Consider the following 20,926-nt stretch of genomic DNA (forward strand, 5'->3'; position numbering starts at 1 on the left):
ACCTCGCTTAATGGCCGTCCGGCTGTGATGACTCCCTGACCAACATATTTTCGACCTGGCTTAACTGCCACCTGAATTGGGTGATCCCTTATGTCTGAAGACAAGATAAATCTCGCTGACCTCAAGAAGATTAGCCCAGCCGATCTGGTGGCTATGGCTGAGGAGCTGGAAATTGAAAACGCTTCCACAATGCGGAAAGGGGACATCATGTTCTCGATCCTCAAAGAGCAGGCGGAAGAGGGCTGGGAAGTATCCGGTGACGGCGTCTTGGAAGTGTTGCAGGACGGGTTTGGTTTCTTGCGTTCTCCGGAGGCAAACTATCTACCCGGCCCTGATGATATTTACGTGTCGCCTGAGATGATCCGAAAACACTCGTTGCGTACCGGTGACACGGTGGAGGGCGTTATGGCTGCTCCCGGCGAAGGTGAGCGGTATTTCGCAATCACTTCGGTAACTTTGATTAACTTTGAAGATCCGGAGAAAGCGCGACACAAGGTATCTTTTGATAACTTAACGCCGCTTTACCCTGATGAGCGGATGACGATGGAGTTGAAAGACCCGACCATCAAAGACCGTTCCGCGCGGATTATCGATCTTGTCGCGCCGATTGGCAAAGGACAGCGATCCTTGATCGTGGCGCCCCCGCGGACGGGTAAGACCGTCTTGCTGCAAAATATCGCAAGATCAATCGAAGAGAACCACCCAGAGTGCTACTTGATCGTTTTGCTGATTGATGAACGGCCTGAAGAGGTGACGGACATGCAGCGTACGGTTAAGGGCGAAGTTGTCAGTTCGACCTTCGATGAGCCTGCGACTCGCCACGTGGGTGTGTCGGAAATGGTCATCGAAAAGGCCAAGCGTCTGGTCGAGCACAAACGGGATGTTGTTATCCTTTTGGACTCCATCACTCGTTTGGGTCGCGCATTTAACACTGTGGTGCCGTCATCTGGTAAAGTTTTGACCGGTGGTGTCGATGCGAACGCGCTACAGCGTCCCAAGCGCTTTTTCGGGGCTGCACGTAACATTGAGGAAGGCGGCTCTCTGACGATCATTGCAACGGCTCTGATCGATACTGGTTCGCGCATGGACGAGGTCATCTTTGAGGAATTCAAAGGGACAGGTAACTCCGAGATTGTTCTGGATCGCAAAGTTGCTGACAAACGCGTCTTCCCTGCAATGGACATCCTTAAGTCCGGTACGCGGAAAGAAGAGCTGTTGGTTGATAAAAACGATCTCCAGAAGACCTTCGTATTGCGCCGTATTCTGAACCCAATGGGGACGACGGATGCGATCGAGTTCTTGATCGGGAAATTGAAGCAAACCAAGTCAAATGCGGATTTCTTCGACTCAATGAACACCTAATTTCTGTTTAAAAACAGTAAGGTACGAGAATATGAACACGATATTCGCCCTCGCCACGGCGCGGGGTAAAGCTGGTGTTTCTATTATTCGGGTAAGCGGTCCGAAAGCGTTTGAAACAGCCAAGGTGTTGACTGGTCGCGACATCTCTGCGCGGAAACCTATGCTGTCCGATCTACGAGGTTTTGATGGTGGACTCATTGACCGGGCACTTGTGCTTGGCTTTGCCGAGGGCGCAAGCTTCACTGGCGAGCAGGTAATCGAGTTTCAGGTGCATGGTAGTCCGGCTATTGCATCCGCGTTACTGAAAATACTTGGTGACATGGATGGCCTGCGACTGGCTGAACCTGGGGAGTTTACCCGTCGTGCGTTGCAGAACGGGTGCTTAGACCTCGCTCAGGTCGAAGGGTTGGCGGATCTTATTGACGCAGAAACCGAAGCACAACGTCGGCAGGCGGTCCGGGTGTTTAGTGGTGCATTGGGTGAAAAAGCAGAAAGTTGGCGGAAGGATTTGATCCGCGCGGCTGCGTTGCTAGAAGCTACGATAGATTTCGCCGATGAAGATGTGCCGGTTGATGTCTCGCCGGAAGTTCGCACGTTAACGTCCGGTGTTCGGGTAGAACTGGATAAGATGGCGGACGGAGTTGGTGCCGCTGAGCGGATTCGTGACGGGTTTGAGATTGCGATTGTTGGACCACCCAATATCGGAAAGTCCACACTTCTAAATACGTTGGCAGGTCGCGACGCGGCGATTACTTCGTCGGTGGCTGGTACAACGCGGGACATTATCGAAGTTAGGATGGATCTTCGAGGTTTGCCGGTGACATTCCTTGACACTGCAGGATTACGCGACACGCAGGACGAAGTCGAAGCAATCGGAATTGGGCGCGCTGTAGAGCGAGCGGCAATGGCGGATTTACGAGTGTTTTTGGTTGATGACACGAACGCGCGGCTTCCGCTGGCTGTTCAGGCTGACGATATTGTCGTGCAGGGGAAGGCGGACAAGACTGGTGATGGTCTATCTGGCTTGACCGGGGAAGGCGTGCCCGAGCTGCTGGACAGGGTTCATATCTTACTGGAAGGCAAGGCGTCCGGGGCCGGGTTAGCGATTCGCGAGCGGCATCGTGTGGCGTTGTTGAAGGCCTCTGAGGCCTTGGGAGCCTGCGACGAAGAGATGCAGTACGGCATGGATCGCGCAGAGATTGCGGCAGAGGAGCTTCGGACGGCTGTAAGGGCATTGGAAAGTATGATAGGTCGCGTAGATGTCGAATCCGTATTGGACGAGATTTTCGCAAGTTTCTGTTTGGGCAAATAGGAGTGTTTCACGTGAAACATTCGTCATTCGATGTAATTGTTATTGGCGGCGGTCACGCTGGCACCGAGGCTGCGCACGCCGCGGCGCGCGCCGGCGCGCGAACTGCACTTGTTACGCAGAAGGCTGATACCATCGGCGTAATGTCCTGTAATCCAGCGATTGGCGGACTCGGAAAAGGGCACCTGGTGCGAGAAATTGATGCTCTTGATGGTATCATGGGTCGCGCAGCCGATGCGGCAGGGATTCAATTTCGGCTGCTAAATCGCCGCAAAGGTCCTGCGGTTCAGGGGCCGCGTGCACAGGCAGACCGCGCCTTATATAGATCGTCAATTCAAACACTTGTTGCGAATCAACCTAATCTCACAGTCGTTGAAGGCGAGGTCGAAGATCTTATTTTCAAAGGCGAAACTGTAGGTGGTGTGATTCTGGCTGACGGTTCGAAGATCACATCGGGTGCAGTTGTGTTAACGGCGGGCACTTTCTTGCGCGGAATTATACACATCGGTGATGAGTCGCGGCCCGGCGGTCGGGTTGGCGATGCGCCAGTGATAAAGCTGGCAGAACGCATTGATAGCTTTGGCGTTGAAATGGGCAGACTGAAGACGGGTACGCCCCCTCGGCTTGCCAGTGATACAATTAACTGGTCGATATTGGAGATGCAGCCCGGCGATGACCAGCCGGAGCTATTTTCGTTTATGTCTAAGGGAACAGTGGCTAAGCAGATTTCTTGCGGTATTACACACACCAATGAGCATACCCATGAGCTAATTCGCAGTAATCTTGAACGATCGGCGATGTATGGGGGGCACATCGATGGGGTGGGTCCTCGATATTGCCCCTCGATCGAGGACAAGGTTGTCCGCTTCGCTGACAAGACATCCCATCAAGTGTTTTTGGAGCCTGAAGGATTAAACAGCAACTCCGTTTATCCGAATGGTATTTCGACGTCGCTTTCTGCGGATATTCAGGAGAAATATGTTCAATCAATTCAGGGTCTTGAGAATGCGCACATCCTTCAGCCGGGCTACGCGATTGAGTATGATTACGTTGACCCGAGGGCGCTCAGCAGAACGCTAGAGCTTCGGGTTGCGCCCGGATTGTTTTTGGCAGGACAGATCAACGGGACAACAGGATACGAAGAAGCAGGCGCGCAAGGATTGATGGCTGGACTGAATGCAGCGCGACGCGCCCTTCGAAAGGATGAATTTATAATTGGCCGCTCAGAAGCATATATCGGGGTCATGATTGATGATTTGATCACGCGTGGGGTTCAAGAGCCATATCGCATGTTCACGTCCCGCGCAGAGTATCGAATGTCCCTTCGGGCTGACAATGCCGATCAGAGGTTAACGCAACGAGGCATCGAGGCGGAGTGTGTCAGCAAAGATCGCGCCAAAGTATACCGCACGAAGTATGAAGGCTTGATGGCGCTTCGCTCCCAGATGGAGTCTGTGAGAGTGTCTCCGCAAGAAGCGGAAAAAGCCGGTATTAGGGTGAACAAGGACGGGCAGAGGCGATCGGCTTTTGAGCTTTTGGCGTTTCCTGATGTAACGCTGGACTCGTTGTCCACGTTGGTGCCTGGATTGTCTGGATATGACTCAGAAATCGCGACTCAAGTAGCTCGAGATGCGCTTTATGCAAACTATATTGAGCGGCAGAATCGGGACGCAGAAGCGCTTCGTCGGGACGAAGCCGTTGTTATTGATAGTGATTTTAGTTTTGATAACCTAAATGGCCTTTCCAATGAGCTTAAGGGTAAGCTTACACGCGCACGTCCGGCGACACTTGCGCAGGCAGCGAAGGTGGATGGTGTGACCCCCGCTGCGCTAACGCTCATCCTCGGCCATATTAAGTCCCAGAGGGCGCGTGCGAGCCAAGCATGATGGAGCAAGATCAATTTGCTGAGCAGCATGATGTTTCACGTGAAACAATGACGCGACTGCGGACTTACGACAGCTTGCTGAGGAAGTGGACGACGAAAATTAACCTCGTCTCCAAATCAACATTGCCGGAACTCTGGACGCGCCATTTCGCGGATTCGGCGCAGGTATTTGACTCAATCCCTAGCGACGCCCTTTCACTATGTGATTTTGGCGCTGGTGGTGGCTTTCCGGGACTAGTAATCGCGGCATTAGCACATGAGAAACTACCAAATCTTACCGTTTCGCTCGTTGAATCGGATGTTCGGAAGGCATCATTTCTAGTCACCGCTGCACGGGAGATGGGTGTCCAGGTAGTGGTTCACGCCGAGAGGGTAGAAGCGTTGCCGGCGCAAAACGCGGACGTTATCACAGCGCGCGCCCTTGCTTCGCTCAGTGACTTACTTTTGATGGCCGATTTGCACCTCCGAGAAAGAGGGACAGCATTGTTTTTGAAGGGCGAGCGGCATCAAGAGGAACTAGACATAGCCTCAACGATGTGGGACTTCAAAGTAGACAAGCATAAGAGCACGACAAATACCGGGTCGGCCCTCCTAGCGATAACAAATCTGAGGCGAGCAGTATAAATGGCGAAAAAGCCACCAAGAATCATTTCTATCGCCAACCAAAAGGGCGGCGTGGGCAAGACAACAACGACAATTAACCTTGGCGCAGCTCTGGCCGCTAAAGGAAAGAAGGTTGCCCTAATTGACTTGGATCCTCAGGGTAACGCCTCAACTGGGTTAGGTATCGAGCATGCCGATCGGAAAAGCACGACTTACGATCTGCTCTTGAATGACATGCCGTTAACCGAGATTTTGCGGGATACCGCAGTTCCTGGCTTGTCAATTTCGCCCGCAAACTCCGACCTGAGTTCAGCTGACTTGGAATTGGTTTCAACAGCACGCCGAACTTTTCTTATTAGCGACGCTTTAACCGGACAGGATATCAAAGGGTTAGGCTTAGACTACATTCTAATAGATTGCCCACCATCGTTGAACTTGCTGACGCTGAACGCGATGGTTGCATCGGATTCGGTCCTTGTGCCCCTTCAGGCGGAGTTCTTCGCATTGGAGGGACTTTCACAACTGATGCTCTCAGTTCGCGAAATTCGCGAAACTGCGAACTCCAGACTTCGCTTGGAAGGTATTGTGCTTACCATGTATGATAGACGCAACAACTTGTGTCATCAGGTAGAGATGGATGTCAGGGAAAACCTTCGTGACCTCGTCTTTAAGACGATGATTCCTAGAAATGTAAGGTTAAGCGAGGCGCCATCTTACGGCCTTCCTGTGATTAACTATGACCCTGCTTCACTTGGGGCGGTGGCATACAAATCGCTCGCGACAGAGATGGTCGCGAGACATATTAAATTGGATGGAGCTTAAAATGGCGGAGAAACGTGGACTTGGGCGTGGATTGTCGGCGTTGATGGCTGATATTGATGTGTCCGCGCCGTCAAAGGCGGATAGCCCCACTGGCAGTGGTGAGCGGATCGTCGCAATCGAGCGTATCGAGCCAAATCCAGATCAACCGCGCCGTGATTTCATCAAGGCGGATCTAGAGGAGCTCGCTGAGTCCATTCGGGCCAAGGGGATCATTCAGCCCTTGATCGTGCGTACGCATCCGACGTCCGCAGACCGGTTTGAGATTGTTGCCGGTGAGCGGCGCTGGCGCGCAGCGCAAATGGCGCAAGTTCATGAAGTTCCTGTCGTCTTGCGGGACCTGAACGACACTGAAGTTCTTGAAATTGCTATCATCGAGAACATCCAGCGTGCCGATCTGAATCCCGTCGAAGAGGCGATGGGGTATCGACAACTGCAGGACAAGTTTGGCCACACCCAAGAGCAGTTGGCGAATGCACTGGGAAAAAGCCGCAGTCACATCGCGAACTTGATGAGATTGCTGAGCTTGCCAGAAGACGTTGTGCAAATGCTGCGCCAAGGGGACCTGACCAGCGGCCATGCTCGGGCGCTTATCACGACAGACAACCCTAGCGAATTGGCGCGGAAGGTTGTTAAAAATGGCCTTTCGGTACGAGAAACAGAACGTCTCGCGAAAGCAGGTGGCGCAAAGCCGAAGCGGGTTAAACCCGCAGTTCGATCAGAAAAGGACGCTGACACGAAGGCGCTAGAGGGCGATCTGGCTGCGACACTTAAAATGGGCGTGAGCATTGATCACATAGCGGGCACCGAGGGTGGCCGCCTTACCGTTACTTATAAAGACTTTGAGCAACTGGACGAACTGTGCCGCCTTCTTGCGGGAAACTAGTCTTCTAGGTCACAAGTTGTGCAAGTATTGCGTTCAGCAAAATCCTGGATTTAGCAGGAACAACCAATCTTGAATCCTCAAGTATTAAGCGACCAGATTCTGATAAGTCTTTGATTTTGCTAGATGAAATAGAGTTTTTATCCAACTGATACAACCAGTCCGTCTCGCAACCTTCTGCCAAGCGCAATGACATCAGGAGATATTCGAGCGCTTGCTCCTCAGTCGTGAGACGAGCCACGGCGTTTTCGCCCGTGCCTCGAGTATTGACGGAGTCCAGCCATTTGTTGGGCGCCAAAAAGGTCTCGGTTGCTAGTCGCGCGCCATTGGCATCAAATCTGCCATGGGCACCGGGGCCAACCCCCACATAGTCACCGCCGCGCCAGTATACCAAATTGTGGCGAGACTCTTGGCCAGCCTTGGCATGGTTAGACACTTCATAAGCGGAAAAACCATATGCGTCGGTGATGGATTGCGTAATCTCGAAGAGGTCTGCGGATAGGTCATCAGACGGTAATCCACGCAAGCCGCCCCGTGCGAAGCGATCACCGAATGCTGTGCCGTCTTCGATCGTGAGTTGATAGACAGAGAGGTGGTCGACGGCCATTCCCAGCGCGCGTGTCAACTCGGCTTCCCAGTCGGAAGCCGTTTGGTTCTGCCGCGCGTAGATTAGATCAAAGCTAACTCTGTCAAACGCCGTTCGTGCGATATCAAAGGCGCGCTCGGCCTCGGATACGGTGTGAAGTCTTCCCAAAAGTTTGAGGTCAGCGTCATTCAGCGCCTGTATCCCCATCGAGATCCGATTAACTCCAGCTTGACGAAAGCCGTTGAACCGCTCGGCTTCGACCGAAGTTGGATTGGCTTCCAAGTTTATTTCGATGTCGTTGGAGGTTCGCCAGTTAGCACGAATTCGTTCAATGATTGCGGCGACGGTGTCTGGATGCATAAGGCTAGGCGTGCCGCCGCCGAAGAAGACGGTGCTGACAATTCGGTCTGGTGTGAGTGCCGCGAGTCGGTTCAACTCTGATAAATAGGCTCTAACCCACGCGGATTGATCCACATTGGCCGAAACATGGCTGTTGAAATCGCAATACGGGCACTTGGCCTGACAAAAAGGCCAATGGACGTAGACGCCAAATCCGGCCCGTTGCCAGTTTTCAAGGCTCAAAGGCTTTTACCAGTTTAGAGAAGGCGTTGGCGCGGTGACTGATCTTGTTCTTTTCCCAACGGTCCATTTCGCCAAATGTGATGTCATAACCGTCTGGTTGAAAGACAGGATCGTAGCCGTGGCCCTGTTCGCCGCGCATTGGCCAAACAATCTGGCCTTCCATAGTGCCGACGAAGAACTCATCATGCCCATCGGGCCAGGCGAGCACCAATGTCGCACAGAATCGAGCGGTCCACGGCGCGGGCTGTCCTGACTTCAGTATCTCGTCATAGGTTCGGGTCATTGCGACAACAAAATCCCGTCCGTTAGGGGTCTCGGACCAATCTGCGGTGTAGACGCCCGGTGCGCCACCCAGGCAATCGACTTCGATCCCGCTATCATCAGACAGCGCAGGAAGGCCCGTGGCTTTCGCGGCAGCGTGCGCTTTGATGCGCGCGTTGCCGACGAAAGTTGTTTCGGTTTCTTCTGGTTCTGGCAGGTCATGTTCGGCGGCGGATGTCACATTGATCGCAAAAGGCTCTAACAATGCGGAAATCTCTTCCAATTTGCCCGTGTTGTGGGTGGCCACAAGAAGGGTATCGCCAGTAAACTTGCGCATTGCTTAGCCCCCGACGGCTGCTTTTTGCGCGGCTGTCAGCTCGGCAACGCCTTTTTCAGCCAGATCCATCAACTTGTTCAGCTCATCACGGCTGAACGTGGCGCCCTCGGCGGAACCTTGAACCTCGATAAGGCCAAGGCTATCCGTCATGACGAAATTCGCGTCAGTGCCCGCGTCGCTGTCTTCAGGGTAATCGAGGTCCAGAACGGGCTGACCTGCATAGATCCCACAGCTAATGGCCGCGACATGATCGGTAAGCGGATCGGTCGCGATATCGCCAGCCTTCATCAGCGCATTCACCGCTAAGCGCAAGGCGACCCAACCGCCCGTGATTGACGCGCAACGCGTTCCGCCGTCAGCCTGAATGACATCACAATCGACAACAATTTGACGCTCGCCCATCGCCACGCGGTCAACACCAGCACGAAGAGACCGACCAATAAGGCGTTGAATTTCCTGCGTTCTGCCTGATTGACCACGTTTGGCTTCACGATTCATTCGTGTGTGCGTGGCGCGGGGTAGCATACCGTATTCGGCCGTGACCCATCCAAGACCGGAATTCCGCAAAAATGATGGCACACGCTCGTCGATTGAAGCGGTGCAAAGCACGTGCGTATCACCGCATTTGATCAGGCAAGACCCTTCGGCGTGGCGGGTGACATTGGTCTCAATTGTGATGGAACGCATTTCGTCGAGCTGGCGGCCAGAGGGGCGCATGATAAATCTCCTGTTGGAACGGGTCCAGATACCCTTGTGATACGCTTGGTTGCAAGCCACATTGAGTATTGCCACATATCAAGCGGGCCATGAGAGAAGTTGCAGGATGAACCGAGAAGATCTCTTGTCGCAGATGAACGACCGCAGCCGGGAGGTGTTCCAGCGGATCGTGGAGTCATATTTGGCCAGCGGTGATCCTGTTGGCTCGCGTACATTGACGCGAACACTCAGCGAAAGCGTAAGCGCCGCGACCATTCGTAACGTGATGCAGGATTTGGAGCTTCTCGGACTGCTTGATAGCCCACATGTTTCAGCGGGCCGCATTCCTACACAGGCCGGGTTACGGATGTTTGTCGACGGGTTGCTGGAGATGGACGAAGTCACCATCCATGACCGAGAAAAACTGGATGCAACTTTAGGAAGCAATGACCGTGACGTCGGGGTGATGCTGGATCATATTGGATCGGCGTTATCGGGTCTAACACACGGCGCGAGCCTTGTTTTGACACCAAAACACGAGGCACCGATCAAGCATATCGAGTTCGTGAGTCTTGCCGCAGATCGCGCTTTGGTCGTTTTGGTGTTTGCGGATGGGCACGTAGAAAACCGCGTTTTCGTTCCGCCGATGGGCCAAACTCCGTCATCGATGCGTGAGGCGGCAAACTTCCTGAACGCTGTCGCAGTTGGTGCCACTATTTCAGAGCTTCGCGGGCGAATCCAAAAGGAAATCAAAGCCAGGCGGCAGGAGCTGGACGTACTGGCGCAAGACCTTGTTAAAACAGGTCTGGCCGTCTGGGAGAACGAAGGCGAGCAAACGGAACGTCTAATTGTTCGCGGACGGGCAAATCTGATTGAAGACGCTGACGATTCCGAAGCGCTTGATCGTGTAAGAGCACTGTTTGACGATCTCGAACGCAAGCGAGACATCGCTGAATTCCTTGAGTTGACCGATGCAGGCGACGGTGTGCGCATTTTTATTGGCTCGGAGAACAAACTCTTTTCACTTTCGGGTTCCTCTTTGGTCGTCTCTCCCTATATGAACTCTGATCGAAAGATTATCGGCGCGGTGGGCGTGATTGGCCCGACACGACTGAACTATGGGCGCATTGTGCCTATCGTGAATTATACAGCGCAGATGGTCGGCAAATTGATTTCGGACGGCGGCTAGAGGTAAATATGTCTGACGTGAACAAAGAAGATGATTTCCAAACGGATCACTTGGAGGCAATGGCTGAAGAGTCTGTAGATCTGATGGAAGAAAATGACGAGATGCAGGCGCTTGTTGAAGAGCGCGATATGCTGAAGGACCGCCTTCTGCGTGCGCTGGCGGATATCGAGAATACGCGCAAACGGGGTGAACGTGACCGGCGAGAGGCCGAAAACTACGGCGGGACAAAGCTGGCGAAAGACATGCTGCCAGTTTACGACAACCTACGTCGTGCGCTGGATGCTGCTGATGACACGCAGCGTGAAGCCGCCAAAGCAGTATTCGAGGGTGTCGAGTTAACTCTGCGCGAGCTTATTCACGTGTTCGGAAAGCACCAAATCGAGGCTATTATGCCTGAAGTGGGTGATCGCTTTGATCCCCAGCTGCATCAGGCGATGTTTGAGGCCCCGCTTCCAGACACCAAAGCTGGTGATATCATTCAAGTAATGGCGGAAGGCTTCTTGCTGCATGATCGCCTGTTGCGTCCGGCGCAAGTTGGCGTTTCTTCAACTCCGGCTTAAGTCCTTCAACTCATAGAGCAACTGCAAAGCCTCGCGCGGCGTTAATTCGTCGGGCGAGATTTCTTTCAGCCGCTCATCGGTTTGCGATGCCTTGGCGATCGGGGGTGGTGTCGGTGCCGATGCGAACAGCGGTAGATCGTCAATCAGCGCTTTTTGACGGGTTCCGCCTTCACGCTCGCCCTTTTCCAGCTGTTCAAGTACAGCACGTGCGCGGTCGATGACTGTAGCTGGAAGGCCGGCAAGCTTCGCAACTTGAACCCCATAAGATCGATCTGCTGCACCGCGCTTAACTTCGTGCAGGAAGATCACGTCGCCATCCCATTCCTTAACAGTAACCGTCGCATTTTCGACGCCCGGTAGTTTTCCGGCCAATGCGGTCAATTCATGATAGTGCGTCGCAAACAATGCGCGGCAGGTATTGGTTGCGTGAAGATGCTCAAGCGTGGCCCATGCAATAGACAGGCCATCATAAGTAGCCGTGCCGCGCCCGATTTCGTCGAGAATAACCAACGCCCGCTCGTCTGCCTGATTTAGGATGGCTGCGGTTTCAACCATTTCGACCATGAAAGTGGATCTTCCGCGTGCAAGATCGTCAGACGCACCGACACGGCTGAACAGTTGCGATACGACGCCGATGTGAGCCGAATCTGCGGGCACATAAGACCCTATTTGGGCCAAAAGCGCGATAATTGCATTTTGGCGGAGGAAGGTTGATTTACCCGCCATGTTAGGACCGGTGAGTAGCCAAATGCTTGACGCACCTTCCGAAGCTGACAGATCGCAGCCATTCGCAACAAAGGGTGCCGCGCCTTGATCTTTTAGCGCTTTTTCTACGACAGGGTGGCGTCCCCCAGATATTGCAAAGGCTCTGGAGCTGTCGACCGTTGGGCGAATCCAGTCCTCAGACGCGGCAAGATCTGCCAATGCCGCAAAGACATCTAGCTGCGCTAAAGCAGCAGCGGCGGCGAAGAGATTGGCGCTGACCTCCAGAACGTCTGCTCTGACATCCTCGAAAATTCTTAGCTCAATCTCTGTTGCTCGACCGCCTGCGTTCAGAATCTTTGTTTCTAGCTCCGACAGCTCTAGCGTCGTAAACCTGATGGCGTTGGCGGTGGTTTGGCGGTGAATGAAGCGTTCGGAAAGTGGAGGCTTGAGCATTTTTTCGGCGTGCGCCGTTGTTGTCTCGATGAAATACCCCAGCACATTGTTGTGCTTAATCTTTAGGGTGCTAATTCCGGTTTCCGCGGCGTATTCGGCTTGATGTTCAGCAATTATCTTACGCCCCTCGTCGCGCAACTTTCGCATTTCATCTAGTTCCGCGTCGTAGCCCGCAGCGACAAAGCCCCCATCTCTGGTTAGCAACGGGGGCTCAGCGACAAGCGTGCTTTGAAGTAGGCTTATGGTTTGGTCGTGGCCAACCAGATCCGTGGTGCACTCCTGAATTGTAGGAGAGAGGTCTGCGGAAATCAGCAGTTCGTGCAATATTAGACACTGTTCAAGCCCGGTACGAAGCGAAACTAGATCTCTTGGCCCCCCACGGTTCATCGCTATCCGCGAAAGTGCGCGGTCCATGTCTGGCACTCGTCGTAGTTCACCCCTTAATTCGGTCCGCAATTTGGCTTCCGTAGAGAACGTCTCGACCGAGTCCAGTCGAGCGTGGAGTTCTTCCAAATGTGTGGAGGGGCTGGACAGGCGACGGTCTAGCAATCGTGCCCCACCTGCGGTCAATGTGCGATCAATAGTGTCGAGCAACGAGCCTTTGCGGGTGCCGTTCAGCGTTTGTGAAAGCTCCAAATTGCGGCGAGTTGCAGCGTCGATTTGCATTGATCTGTTTGCGGCCTCGCGGACTGGCGGGCGTAAAAGCGGTAACTTACCCTTCTGTGTTATGTCGAGGTAGTCGACCAGTGCGCCAAGGGCTGCAATCTCGGCGCGGGAAAATGTTCCAAACGCATCCAACGATCCGATAGAATAGAGACTAATCAGACGCTTTTCGGCTGAAGCGCTGTCAAAGCTGCCTTTGCTGAGAGGTGTGAGCGCAGACCCCGTGTCTTCGACAATTGCCATCAGGTCATCAAAGTCCGGTTCAGAAACTAACACCTCGCTCGGAGCCAATCTTGCGAGTTCAGGAGACAGGCGCATCTTTGAGCAGGGCCCCGCGCGCATCTCGCCGGTGGAAATATCTACCCAAGCCATCGCGCCATCCCCGCGAATTTCGGAATACGCTGCGAGGAAGTTATGCCGTCGTGGCTCCAACAGGCTGTCTTCGGTGAGAGTTCCGGGGGTAACAAGCCGCACTACGTCCCGCTTCACCACCGATTTAGAGCCGCGTTTCTTGGCTTCAGCAGGGCTTTCCAGCTGTTCACCAACGGCTACGCGGAACCCTTTGCGGATCAGTGTCAGTAAGTAGTTCTCGGCAGCATGGAAGGGCACCCCACACATCGGTATGTCGTTTCCGAGATGTTTGCCGCGTTTTGTGAGGGAAATGTCTAGCGCCTCAGAGGCGGCAACCGCATCGTCAAAGAATAGCTCGTAGAAATCACCCATGCGATAAAACAACAGCGCGTCAGGATACTGCGCTTTGATATCCAGATATTGCGCCATCATTGGCGTTACAGATGCGTTGGCGACGGTCACAGTCTCACCCCCCGGTGTGTTTTGCAGATTCTAGTGGTCTGTGCGGGGGGGCGAAAGCCCGAATTCCAAGGGATGTTGTCGCGCGGTGTTAAGCTGGGTATCAATGGTATCTGCCCAACAGAAAGAATGTTCATGTCCAAGAAAAGCCGCGTCACTGATGAAGAGGCACTGTCCTACCATTTGGAACCCACCCCCGGGAAGCTGGAGATCAATGCCTCGACTCCGATGGCGACGCAACGCGACCTGAGCTTGGCGTATTCTCCGGGTGTCGCGGTTCCGGTTCAGGCGATCGCGGACAATCCGGCTACCGCCTATGATTACACGACCAAAGGCAACATGGTCGCCGTAATCTCGAATGGCACGGCCATTCTGGGAATGGGTAACCTTGGTGCGCTGGCGTCCAAGCCGGTGATGGAAGGCAAGTCCGTCTTGTTCAAGCGGTTTGCGGATGTGAACTCCATCGATCTGGAATTGGATACAGAAGACCCGGACGAATTTATCAATGCGGTCCGACTGATGGGGCCAAGTTTCGGGGGCATCAATCTTGAAGATATCAAGGCGCCTGAATGCTTCATCATCGAGCAGCGGCTCCGTGAAGAGATGGACATTCCGGTCTTTCACGATGACCAGCACGGAACGGCTGTGATCTGCGCTGCCGGGTTATTGAACGCGCTGCATCTAACGGGCAAGAAAATCGAAGATTGCAAAATCGTTCTGAACGGTGCTGGCGCGGCTGGGATTGCATGTGTCGAGCTGATTAAGGCCATGGGGGCCAAGCACGACAATTGCATCGCTTGCGATACCAAGGGGGTCATCTACCAAGGCCGGACCGAGGGGATGAACCAGTGGAAGTCCGCCCACGCCGCAAAGACAACGGACCGCACTCTTGAAGAGGCGATGACTGGTGCAGATGTGTTCCTTGGCGTGTCCGCGAAAGGCGCCGTGACGCAGGACATGGTAAAGTCCATGGCTGACAACCCTGTTATTTTTGCAATGGCCAATCCCGATCCCGAGATTACACCAGAAGACGCGCACGAAGTGCGACCCGATGCGATTGTGGCGACGGGACGTTCTGACTACCCGAACCAAGTGAACAATGTGCTATGTTTCCCTTACCTGTTCCGCGGGGCATTGGACATTCACGCACGAACAATCAACGACGCCATGAAAATTGCCTGCGCGGAAGCTTTGGCGAAGCTTGCAAGGGAAGACGTGCCAGATGAAGTGGCGGTGGCCTACGGGCAAAAGCTGACATTTGGTCGTGACTACATTATTCCGACGCCGTTTGATCCGCGACTGATCTACACGATCCCACCCGCAGTCGCGCAGGCCGGTATGGACACGGCTGTTTCACGCAAGCCAATCGTTGATTTTGACGCCTATACAGTGACCTTGCGATCAAGGATGGATCCAACAGCATCCATGCTGGAAGGATTGCACAACCGCGCCAAAACCAAGAATGCACGGATGATTTTCGCCGAAGGTGACGACATTCGCGTTTTACGCGCTGCGGTTGCGTATCAACGCGCAGGACTTGGGCAAGCTCTAGTTGTTGGACGCGAAGATGACGTCAGAGATAAGCTAATGGCGGCCGGGTTGGAGGACGCATATCGTGAGCTTAGCATCGTGAATGCGCGAAATACCGAGCATTTAGACAGTTACCGTTCATTCCTCTACAGCCGCCTTCAGCGGAAAGGTTACGACGCGCAGGATGTGCACCGCTTGGCGTCGCGCGACCGTCACGTGTTTTCTGCGTTGATGCTTGCCCATGGGCATGGCGATGGATTGATAACAGGCGCTACCCGCAAGTCTGCACATGTTTTGGAATTGCTGAACTATGCGCTGGACGTGTCCCCTGAAGATGGCGCCGTTGGCGTAACCGCCCTGCTTCGAAACGGCCGCATCGTGTTGATCGCAGATACATTGGTTCATGAATGGCCGGATGAGCACACTCTGGCGGATATCGCCGAACGCGGGGCCGCGACCGCGCGTTCGCTTGGCCTTGAGCCGCGTGTGGCGTTTGTCAGCTTTTCCACCTTTGGTTATCCGGTCAGCGAGCGCGCGGAGAAAATGCATGTTGCAACAAAGGTGCTTGATGGGCGTGGTGTAGACTTCGAATATGATGGCGAAATGACGGTGGATGTTGCGATGAACCTCGACGTCATGGCGAATTACCCATTCTGTCGTTTGACGGGTCCTGCCAATGTTTTGGTCGTGCCAGCGCGCCACTCTTCCTCGATCTCGGTTAAGTTGATGCAAGAAATGGGAGGCGCGACTGTTATCGGCCCGATTCTGAGCGGTGTGGATCATCCGGTACAGATTTGCTCGACGACGTCGACATCCAACGACATTCTGAACATGGCTGTTATGGCGGCTTGTAACGTCGGATAAGAAAAGAAGCGCCCGTTTTGGGCGCTTCTATTTAGCTTTTCATATCTTCCCAGAAGGATTTGACCTTCGAGAAGAAGTTGGTGAGGAGCGGATTATTCTCCTCACTAAGCTTTTCAAACTCTCGAAGCAGCTCTTTTTGCTTTCCGGTCAGGTTGACGGGTGTCTCGACGGCCAACTCAATGAACATGTCGCCAGATCCACCGCCACGAAGGGCTGGCATACCTTTCGAGCGAAGGCGCATTTGACGGCCGGATTGGCTGCCAGCCGGAACCTTCACGCGTGACCGACCGCCGTCAATAGTTGGGACTTCGACATCGCCACCAATCGCAGCAGTCGTCATTGCGACCGGCACCTGGCAGAATAGATCTACGCCGTCACGTTGGAACAGTTCATGCTCCGTGACTTCGATAAAGATGTACAGATCGCCTGACGGGCCTCCGCGCAGTCCGGCCTCGCCTTCACCGGCAAGACGAATTCGTGTACCAGTTTCGACGCCTGCGGGAATATTGACGCTTAGCGAGCGCTCTTTTTCCTCGCGGCCAGAACCGCCACATGTGCGGCACGGATTCTTGATAATTTGGCCCATGCCGGAACAGGTCGGGCAAGTGCGTTCAACAGTGAAGAAACCCTGTTGCGCGCGAACTTTGCCCATGCCGGAACATGTTGGACAGGTCTGTGGTTCTGCACCGCCTTCGGCACCGGACCCGTCACACCCATCGCACGACACAGAGGTCGGGACGGTGATAGCTTTTTGCAAACCGGCGAACGCATCTTCCAAAGAGATGCGCAGGTTATAGCGCAAGTCAGAACCACGGGTCGCGCGTTGACGCCCGCCACGCTGGGCGCCTCCGCCCATAAAGTCGCCAAACAGGTCTTCGAATACATCCGAGAACGCTGACGAGAAGTCACCATTGCCTTGGCGTTGACCGCCTCCGCCCATTCCGTTTTCAAATGCTGCGTGACCATATCGGTCATAGGCTGCCTTTTTGTCGGCATCCTTCAAAACTTCGTAAGCTTCATTCGCTTCTTTGAACTGGGATTCTGCGTTGGGATTGTCAGAGTTGCGGTCCGGGTGCAGCTCTTTCGCCTTTGTCCGATAAGCCTTCTTGAGCTCTTCGGGTGAGGCGCCGCGGGTGGCGCCCAGTACTTCGTAATAATCACGTTTTGCCATGGATCAACCTTCCAAAACTCGATCACTGAAACATGCAGACCGGCCCATGTTGTTGGGCCGGTCTTTGATTTCAGGACTTGGCGTCATCAGCCGCGTTTGTCGTTGTCCAAATCTTCGAAATCGGCATCCACGATGTCTTCGTCTACGCCGCGCATTTCGTCAGGCTCCTCGGAAGGCTCAGCCGCAGCGGCTTCGTCTTGCTGCGACTTGTAGATCGCTTCGCCCAACTTCATGGCCGCGTCGGTCAGGTTCTGGATGCCACCTTTGATCTTGCCGGCGTCCTGCGTTTCCATGGTTTCTTCGAGGGCCTTAACGGCTAGCTCGATGGCTTCCACTGTAGATCCGTCAACCTTGTCGCCATGCTCTTCCAGCGATTTGTTTGTGCTGTGGATCAGGCTTTCAGCTTGGTTGGTCGATTCCACCAACTCGCGACGTTCCGCATCCGCATCGGCGTTCGCCTCTGCGTCTTTGACCATTTGTTCGATATCGTCATCGGACAGACCGCCAGATGCTTGGATCGTGATCTTCTGCTCTTTGCCTGTGCCTTTGTCTTTGGCGCCAACTTCAACGATACCGTTGGCGTCGATGTCGAAGGTCACCTCGATTTGTGGCAGGCCGCGAGGAGCGGGCGGGATGCTTTCCAGATTGAACTGGCCAAGGACTTTGTTGTCGGCGGCCATCTCGCGCTCACCTTGGAATACCCGCAACGTCACAGCGTTTTGGTTGTCCTCGGCGGTCGAGAAGATTTGCGACTTCTTGGTCGGGATGGTCGTGTTGCGGTCAATTAGGCGGGTGAACACACCGCCCAGCGTTTCAATACCCAAGGACAGCGGGGTCACGTCGAGGAGGACGACGTCCTTCACGTCACCTTGCAAAACGCCGGCCTGAATGGCGGCACCCATGGCGACGACTTCATCAGGGTTCACACCTTTGTTGGCTTCGCGACCAAAGAATTTAGAAACTTCTTCGATAACTTTTGGCATGCGGGTCATACCGCCAACCAACACGACTTCGTCGATGTCAGATGTGGAGAAGCCCGCATCTTTAAGCGCAGCTTGGCATGGCTTGATAGACGCTTTGATCAGATCGCCAACGAGGCTTTCCAACTTGGCACGAGTCAGCTTCATCACCATGTGCAGCGGCTGACCGCCCTTAGGGTCCATGGAGATAAACGGCTGGTTGATCTCGGTTTGCTGGCTTGAAGACAGCTCGATCTTGGCTTTTTCAGCAGCTTCCTTCAGCCGTTGCAGCGCCATCTTGTCTTTTTTCAGGTCAACGCCGTTCTCTTTTTTGAACTCTTCGGCCAGATAAGACACGATGCGCATGTCAAAGTCTTCACCACCCAGGAACGTATCGCCGTTGGTGGATTTCACTTCAAACAGGCCGTCGTCGATTTCCAGGATGGTTACGTCGAACGTACCGCCGCCAAGGTCATAGACCGCGATCGTTTGGGTCTCTTTCTTGTCGAGACCGTATGCCAACGCAGCCGCAGTCGGCTCGTTGATGATGCGCAGCACTTCGAGACCAGCAATCTTGCCGGCGTCTTTGGTGGCCTGACGCTGGGCGTCGTTGAAATACGCAGGAACGGTGATAACCGCTTGGGTTACGTCTTCGCCAAGATAGCTCTCGGCGGTTTCTTTCATCTTTTGCAGGATGAAAGCCGAGATTTGCGATGGGCTGTATTTTTCGCCTTTAGCGGAAACCCAAGCGTCACCATTGCCGCCGTCGATCACGTCGAAGGGCAGGTTTTTCTTGTCTTTTGCGAGGTGCTTGTCGTCAAACCGACGGCCGATGAGGCGCTTTACGCCAAAGATCGTGTTGTCCGGGTTGGTTACGGCCTGCCGTTTGGCAGCCTGACCAACAAGACGCTCGTCGTCAGTGAAGGCAACGATTGATGGGGTTGTGCGTGCGCCCTCAGCGTTTTCAATAACGCGGGGTTGAGAGCCATCCATGATGGCAACGCAGGAGTTAGTTGTACCGAGGTCGATACCGATGACTTTAGCCATGAGCTAGGTCCTTTCTTCGCGGCGATGTTGAGGAGGGCAGGCCCAAGCTGGCCCCTGCACTCCGATCCCAAAATTGAACCGGGGGCGTAGCCCCATCGGAATTCGAAGGGTATATAAGGCTGGCTCATAGGTGCTGCAAGGCACAGGACTGCCGGAATCTCTCAAAATCGTGAGAATAGTGATCTAAAGTGACATGGAGGGGGAAATGAGCGGTCAATCAGGGAAACTACCACCAGATTTGGTAGTCCGAGGCGTTCAGATTTTTGAGAAATTTCTCGATGACGCTCAGCAGCAGGCGCTTTTAGAGGATCTCCGAAAAGTAGTCTCGGCTGCGCCACTTTTTACGCCGATAACAGCCCATGGTAAGGAAATGTCAGTCCGCATGACTTCCGCAGGTAAATTGGGTTGGGTGTCGGGCGAAAATGGTTACCGCTATGAGGCGACGCACCCGCGCGGCATGGCGTGGCCGTCAATCCCGGACTCCGTATTGGATATCTGGCGGGTGGTTGGATCCGCCCTCCGCGAACCGGATTGCTGCTTGATTAACTTTTACGACGCCACGGCGCGGATGGGTCTGCATCAGGACCGAGATGAAGCGAACTTTTCATGGCCTGTCGTTTCCGTTTCGTTGGGGGACGATGCGTTGTTCAGAATTGGCAACCAAACGCGCGGCGGGAAGACCGAAAGCATATGGCTGCGTTCCGGTGATGTGGTGGTTATGGGTGACGAGGCCCGATTAGCGTATCATGGGGTTGATAGGATCAAGGCCGGGACCTCACTTTTGCTGCCAAAGGGAGGGCGGATCAACCTGACGTTGAGGGTGGTGACTTAGCGACCAGCGGTCCAGCTGATGGAGGCGTGTCGACGTGCTTTGAACTCGCCCATCAGCCCGATCATGATCAGCGTGACCGACACGATCAAGGGATAGCTGATCGAGCTGAAATGCGGGTTGTAATTAATGAACGCGAAACCGCGCGCTTGGTCGATGCAGTGGAATAGGGGGTTCCAGTCGAAGAACACCAATATTGACGACGGCATGCTGTTGGCGACAAACATTTTACCCGAGGCGATCATGTTGGCTCGGCTATATACGGTCGATGCAATTGCAGCGAAGCCTGGAAACCATGGCTTGATAGCTAGGAAGACCATGCCTACCGCCACGCCGGAAAACCAAGAAAGAAGAAACATCCCAATCGTGCCTATTGGCTGACTGATTTCGATGGGATGCCATGCGACATGTACCATGAACAATATCAGGGCGGCCGACAGAGTTTGTAGATAAAGCGATGATAGCGCCGCCGAGGCGATTGCAATAGCGGTGTTCATCGGCGCATGTTTCATCATCGCCGATGTCGGGCCTTCAGAGCTCATGATTGCGCCCACCGCTTTAGTGTGGGTTAGGAACAGAAAAATGCCCGACAGCAAGTAGAGGATGAAGTCGCCACGAATGGCGTTGCCGCGCAACCCCAAGACCGAGAACATTATATAAAATGCCGCGACCATGACGATGGTCGTCATCATGTTTGTTGCCAACCCGATGATCGCGTTGCGGTGCGACTTGCGGATATGCCGCACTGTGCTGACGTAAATCAGGTCCGCCAGCCCGATGGCTGACCGAAAATGCGTGTTGCGTTCTTCGGTTTCGAACATTC

17 protein-coding genes are annotated in these 20,926 nt (G+C 54.1%); 10 read left to right on the forward strand and 7 right to left on the reverse strand.

From position 1 onward, the window contains the following. Positions 1–90 precede the first annotated feature (90 nt). From rho to BCF46_RS11500, 6 genes are read left to right on the forward strand one after another with little or no spacing between them, the layout of a single operon-like run. Positions 91–1,362 (forward strand): transcription termination factor Rho, encoded by a 1,272-nt coding sequence (gene rho, locus BCF46_RS11475; RefSeq protein ID WP_121024300.1) that lies wholly within the window; start codon positions 91–93, stop codon positions 1,360–1,362. A 31-nt stretch (positions 1,363–1,393) separates the two neighbouring features. Further along, positions 1,394–2,674, forward strand: a complete 1,281-nt coding sequence (gene mnmE / locus BCF46_RS11480; RefSeq protein WP_121024302.1) for a tRNA uridine-5-carboxymethylaminomethyl(34) synthesis GTPase MnmE — start codon at positions 1,394–1,396, stop codon at positions 2,672–2,674. Between the two features lie 11 nt (positions 2,675–2,685). Next, positions 2,686–4,557, forward strand: a complete 1,872-nt coding sequence (mnmG, locus tag BCF46_RS11485; protein WP_121024554.1) for a tRNA uridine-5-carboxymethylaminomethyl(34) synthesis enzyme MnmG — start codon at positions 2,686–2,688, stop codon at positions 4,555–4,557. Next, the gene (rsmG, locus tag BCF46_RS11490) at positions 4,554–5,180 is read left to right on the forward strand and encodes a 16S rRNA (guanine(527)-N(7))-methyltransferase RsmG (RefSeq protein ID WP_245990029.1); all 627 of its coding nucleotides are present in this window, start codon (positions 4,554–4,556) and stop codon (positions 5,178–5,180) included. The genes mnmG and rsmG overlap by 4 nt, the downstream gene beginning before the upstream one ends. Further along, positions 5,181–5,981: a ParA family protein gene (locus tag BCF46_RS11495; RefSeq protein WP_121024304.1), complete on the forward strand. Its 801-nt coding sequence runs from the start codon at positions 5,181–5,183 to the stop codon at positions 5,979–5,981. After that, positions 5,971–6,864 (forward strand): ParB/RepB/Spo0J family partition protein, encoded by an 894-nt coding sequence (locus tag BCF46_RS11500; RefSeq protein ID WP_121024306.1) that lies wholly within the window; start codon positions 5,971–5,973, stop codon positions 6,862–6,864. Before BCF46_RS11495 ends, BCF46_RS11500 begins: the two co-directional genes overlap by 11 nt. Before the next feature lie 4 nt (positions 6,865–6,868). Here the strand turns inward: BCF46_RS11500 and hemW are convergent, their stop codons facing one another. Genes hemW through rph form a run of 3 tightly spaced genes read right to left on the reverse strand, consistent with a single transcriptional unit; the run spans position 6,869 to position 9,344 of the window. Further along, positions 6,869–8,029, reverse strand: a complete 1,161-nt coding sequence (hemW, locus tag BCF46_RS11505; RefSeq protein ID WP_121024308.1) for a radical SAM family heme chaperone HemW — start codon at positions 8,027–8,029, stop codon at positions 6,869–6,871. Beyond that, complete coding sequence (gene rdgB / locus BCF46_RS11510) at positions 8,019–8,627, reverse strand: RdgB/HAM1 family non-canonical purine NTP pyrophosphatase (RefSeq protein ID WP_121024310.1); 609 nt, start codon at positions 8,625–8,627, stop codon at positions 8,019–8,021. Before rdgB ends, hemW begins: the two co-directional genes overlap by 11 nt. A 3-nt stretch (positions 8,628–8,630) precedes the next feature. After that, positions 8,631–9,344 (reverse strand): ribonuclease PH, encoded by a 714-nt coding sequence (gene rph / locus BCF46_RS11515; protein ID WP_121024312.1) that lies wholly within the window; start codon positions 9,342–9,344, stop codon positions 8,631–8,633. Positions 9,345–9,477: 133 nt separating this feature from the next. On the opposite strand from rph, the gene hrcA reads away from it, so the two are divergent. Together hrcA and BCF46_RS11525 are read left to right on the forward strand one after the other, a co-directional pair. Then, on the forward strand, positions 9,478–10,512 hold the full coding sequence (hrcA, locus tag BCF46_RS11520) for a heat-inducible transcriptional repressor HrcA (RefSeq protein WP_245990033.1): 1,035 nt from the start codon (positions 9,478–9,480) through the stop codon (positions 10,510–10,512). An 8-nt stretch (positions 10,513–10,520) separates the two neighbouring features. Further along, positions 10,521–11,072 carry a nucleotide exchange factor GrpE gene (locus BCF46_RS11525; RefSeq protein WP_121024316.1) on the forward strand — a complete coding sequence of 184 codons (552 nt, stop codon included), beginning with the start codon at positions 10,521–10,523 and terminating at the stop codon, positions 11,070–11,072. On the opposite strand, the gene mutS is transcribed toward BCF46_RS11525, so the two are convergent. Further along, positions 11,058–13,676, reverse strand: coding sequence for a DNA mismatch repair protein MutS (mutS, locus tag BCF46_RS11530; RefSeq protein WP_121024558.1), 2,619 nt, complete (start codon positions 13,674–13,676; stop codon positions 11,058–11,060). The two genes, BCF46_RS11525 and mutS, sit on opposite strands and share 15 nt — an antisense overlap. Positions 13,677–13,838: 162 nt before the next feature. Here mutS and BCF46_RS11535 point away from each other — a divergent pair, with 162 nt between their 5' ends. After that, complete coding sequence (locus BCF46_RS11535; RefSeq protein ID WP_121024560.1) at positions 13,839–16,097, forward strand: NADP-dependent malic enzyme; 2,259 nt, start codon at positions 13,839–13,841, stop codon at positions 16,095–16,097. 31 nt (positions 16,098–16,128) lie between these two features. Here BCF46_RS11535 and dnaJ read toward each other — a convergent pair whose 3' ends face one another. Next, positions 16,129–17,268 (reverse strand): molecular chaperone DnaJ, encoded by a 1,140-nt coding sequence (gene dnaJ, locus BCF46_RS11540; protein WP_121024318.1) that lies wholly within the window; start codon positions 17,266–17,268, stop codon positions 16,129–16,131. Between the two features lie 86 nt (positions 17,269–17,354). Beyond that, complete coding sequence (gene dnaK, locus BCF46_RS11545; RefSeq protein ID WP_121024320.1) at positions 17,355–19,274, reverse strand: molecular chaperone DnaK; 1,920 nt, start codon at positions 19,272–19,274, stop codon at positions 17,355–17,357. 205 nt (positions 19,275–19,479) lie between these two features. Between dnaK and BCF46_RS11550 the strand changes: the two genes are divergently transcribed. Beyond that, complete coding sequence (locus tag BCF46_RS11550; RefSeq protein ID WP_121024321.1) at positions 19,480–20,106, forward strand: alpha-ketoglutarate-dependent dioxygenase AlkB family protein; 627 nt, start codon at positions 19,480–19,482, stop codon at positions 20,104–20,106. On the opposite strand, the gene BCF46_RS11555 is transcribed toward BCF46_RS11550, so the two are convergent. Then, positions 20,103–20,924: an ABC transporter permease gene (locus BCF46_RS11555; RefSeq protein ID WP_121024322.1), complete on the reverse strand. Its 822-nt coding sequence runs from the start codon at positions 20,922–20,924 to the stop codon at positions 20,103–20,105. The two genes, BCF46_RS11550 and BCF46_RS11555, sit on opposite strands and share 4 nt — an antisense overlap. Positions 20,925–20,926 lie beyond the last annotated feature (2 nt).

Source organism: Litoreibacter meonggei, assembly GCF_003663885.1.
GTDB lineage: Bacteria > Pseudomonadota > Alphaproteobacteria > Rhodobacterales > Rhodobacteraceae > Litoreibacter > Litoreibacter meonggei.

What these genes read in the sequence shown, in the direction of transcription:
- BCF46_RS11500 (WP_121024306.1), top strand. Translation starts at nt 5,971, where the DNA reads ATGGAGCTTAAAATGGCGGAGAAACGTGGACTTGGGCGTGGATTGTCG.
- BCF46_RS11550 (WP_121024321.1), top strand. Translation starts at nt 19,480, where the DNA reads ATGAGCGGTCAATCAGGGAAACTACCACCAGATTTGGTAGTCCGAGGC.
- BCF46_RS11495 (WP_121024304.1), top strand. Translation starts at nt 5,181, where the DNA reads ATGGCGAAAAAGCCACCAAGAATCATTTCTATCGCCAACCAAAAGGGC.
- hrcA (WP_245990033.1), top strand. Translation starts at nt 9,478, where the DNA reads ATGAACGACCGCAGCCGGGAGGTGTTCCAGCGGATCGTGGAGTCATAT.
- rho (WP_121024300.1), top strand. Translation starts at nt 91, where the DNA reads ATGTCTGAAGACAAGATAAATCTCGCTGACCTCAAGAAGATTAGCCCA.
- rsmG (WP_245990029.1), top strand. Translation starts at nt 4,554, where the DNA reads ATGATGGAGCAAGATCAATTTGCTGAGCAGCATGATGTTTCACGTGAA.
- mutS (WP_121024558.1), bottom strand. Translation starts at nt 13,676, where the DNA reads ATGATGGCGCAATATCTGGATATCAAAGCGCAGTATCCTGACGCGCTG.
- dnaK (WP_121024320.1), bottom strand. Translation starts at nt 19,274, where the DNA reads ATGGCTAAAGTCATCGGTATCGACCTCGGTACAACTAACTCCTGCGTT.
- rph (WP_121024312.1), bottom strand. Translation starts at nt 9,344, where the DNA reads ATGCGCCCCTCTGGCCGCCAGCTCGACGAAATGCGTTCCATCACAATT.
- rdgB (WP_121024310.1), bottom strand. Translation starts at nt 8,627, where the DNA reads ATGCGCAAGTTTACTGGCGATACCCTTCTTGTGGCCACCCACAACACG.
- BCF46_RS11555 (WP_121024322.1), bottom strand. Translation starts at nt 20,924, where the DNA reads ATGTTCGAAACCGAAGAACGCAACACGCATTTTCGGTCAGCCATCGGG.
- dnaJ (WP_121024318.1), bottom strand. Translation starts at nt 17,268, where the DNA reads ATGGCAAAACGTGATTATTACGAAGTACTGGGCGCCACCCGCGGCGCC.
- mnmE (WP_121024302.1), top strand. Translation starts at nt 1,394, where the DNA reads ATGAACACGATATTCGCCCTCGCCACGGCGCGGGGTAAAGCTGGTGTT.
- BCF46_RS11525 (WP_121024316.1), top strand. Translation starts at nt 10,521, where the DNA reads ATGTCTGACGTGAACAAAGAAGATGATTTCCAAACGGATCACTTGGAG.
- BCF46_RS11535 (WP_121024560.1), top strand. Translation starts at nt 13,839, where the DNA reads ATGTCCAAGAAAAGCCGCGTCACTGATGAAGAGGCACTGTCCTACCAT.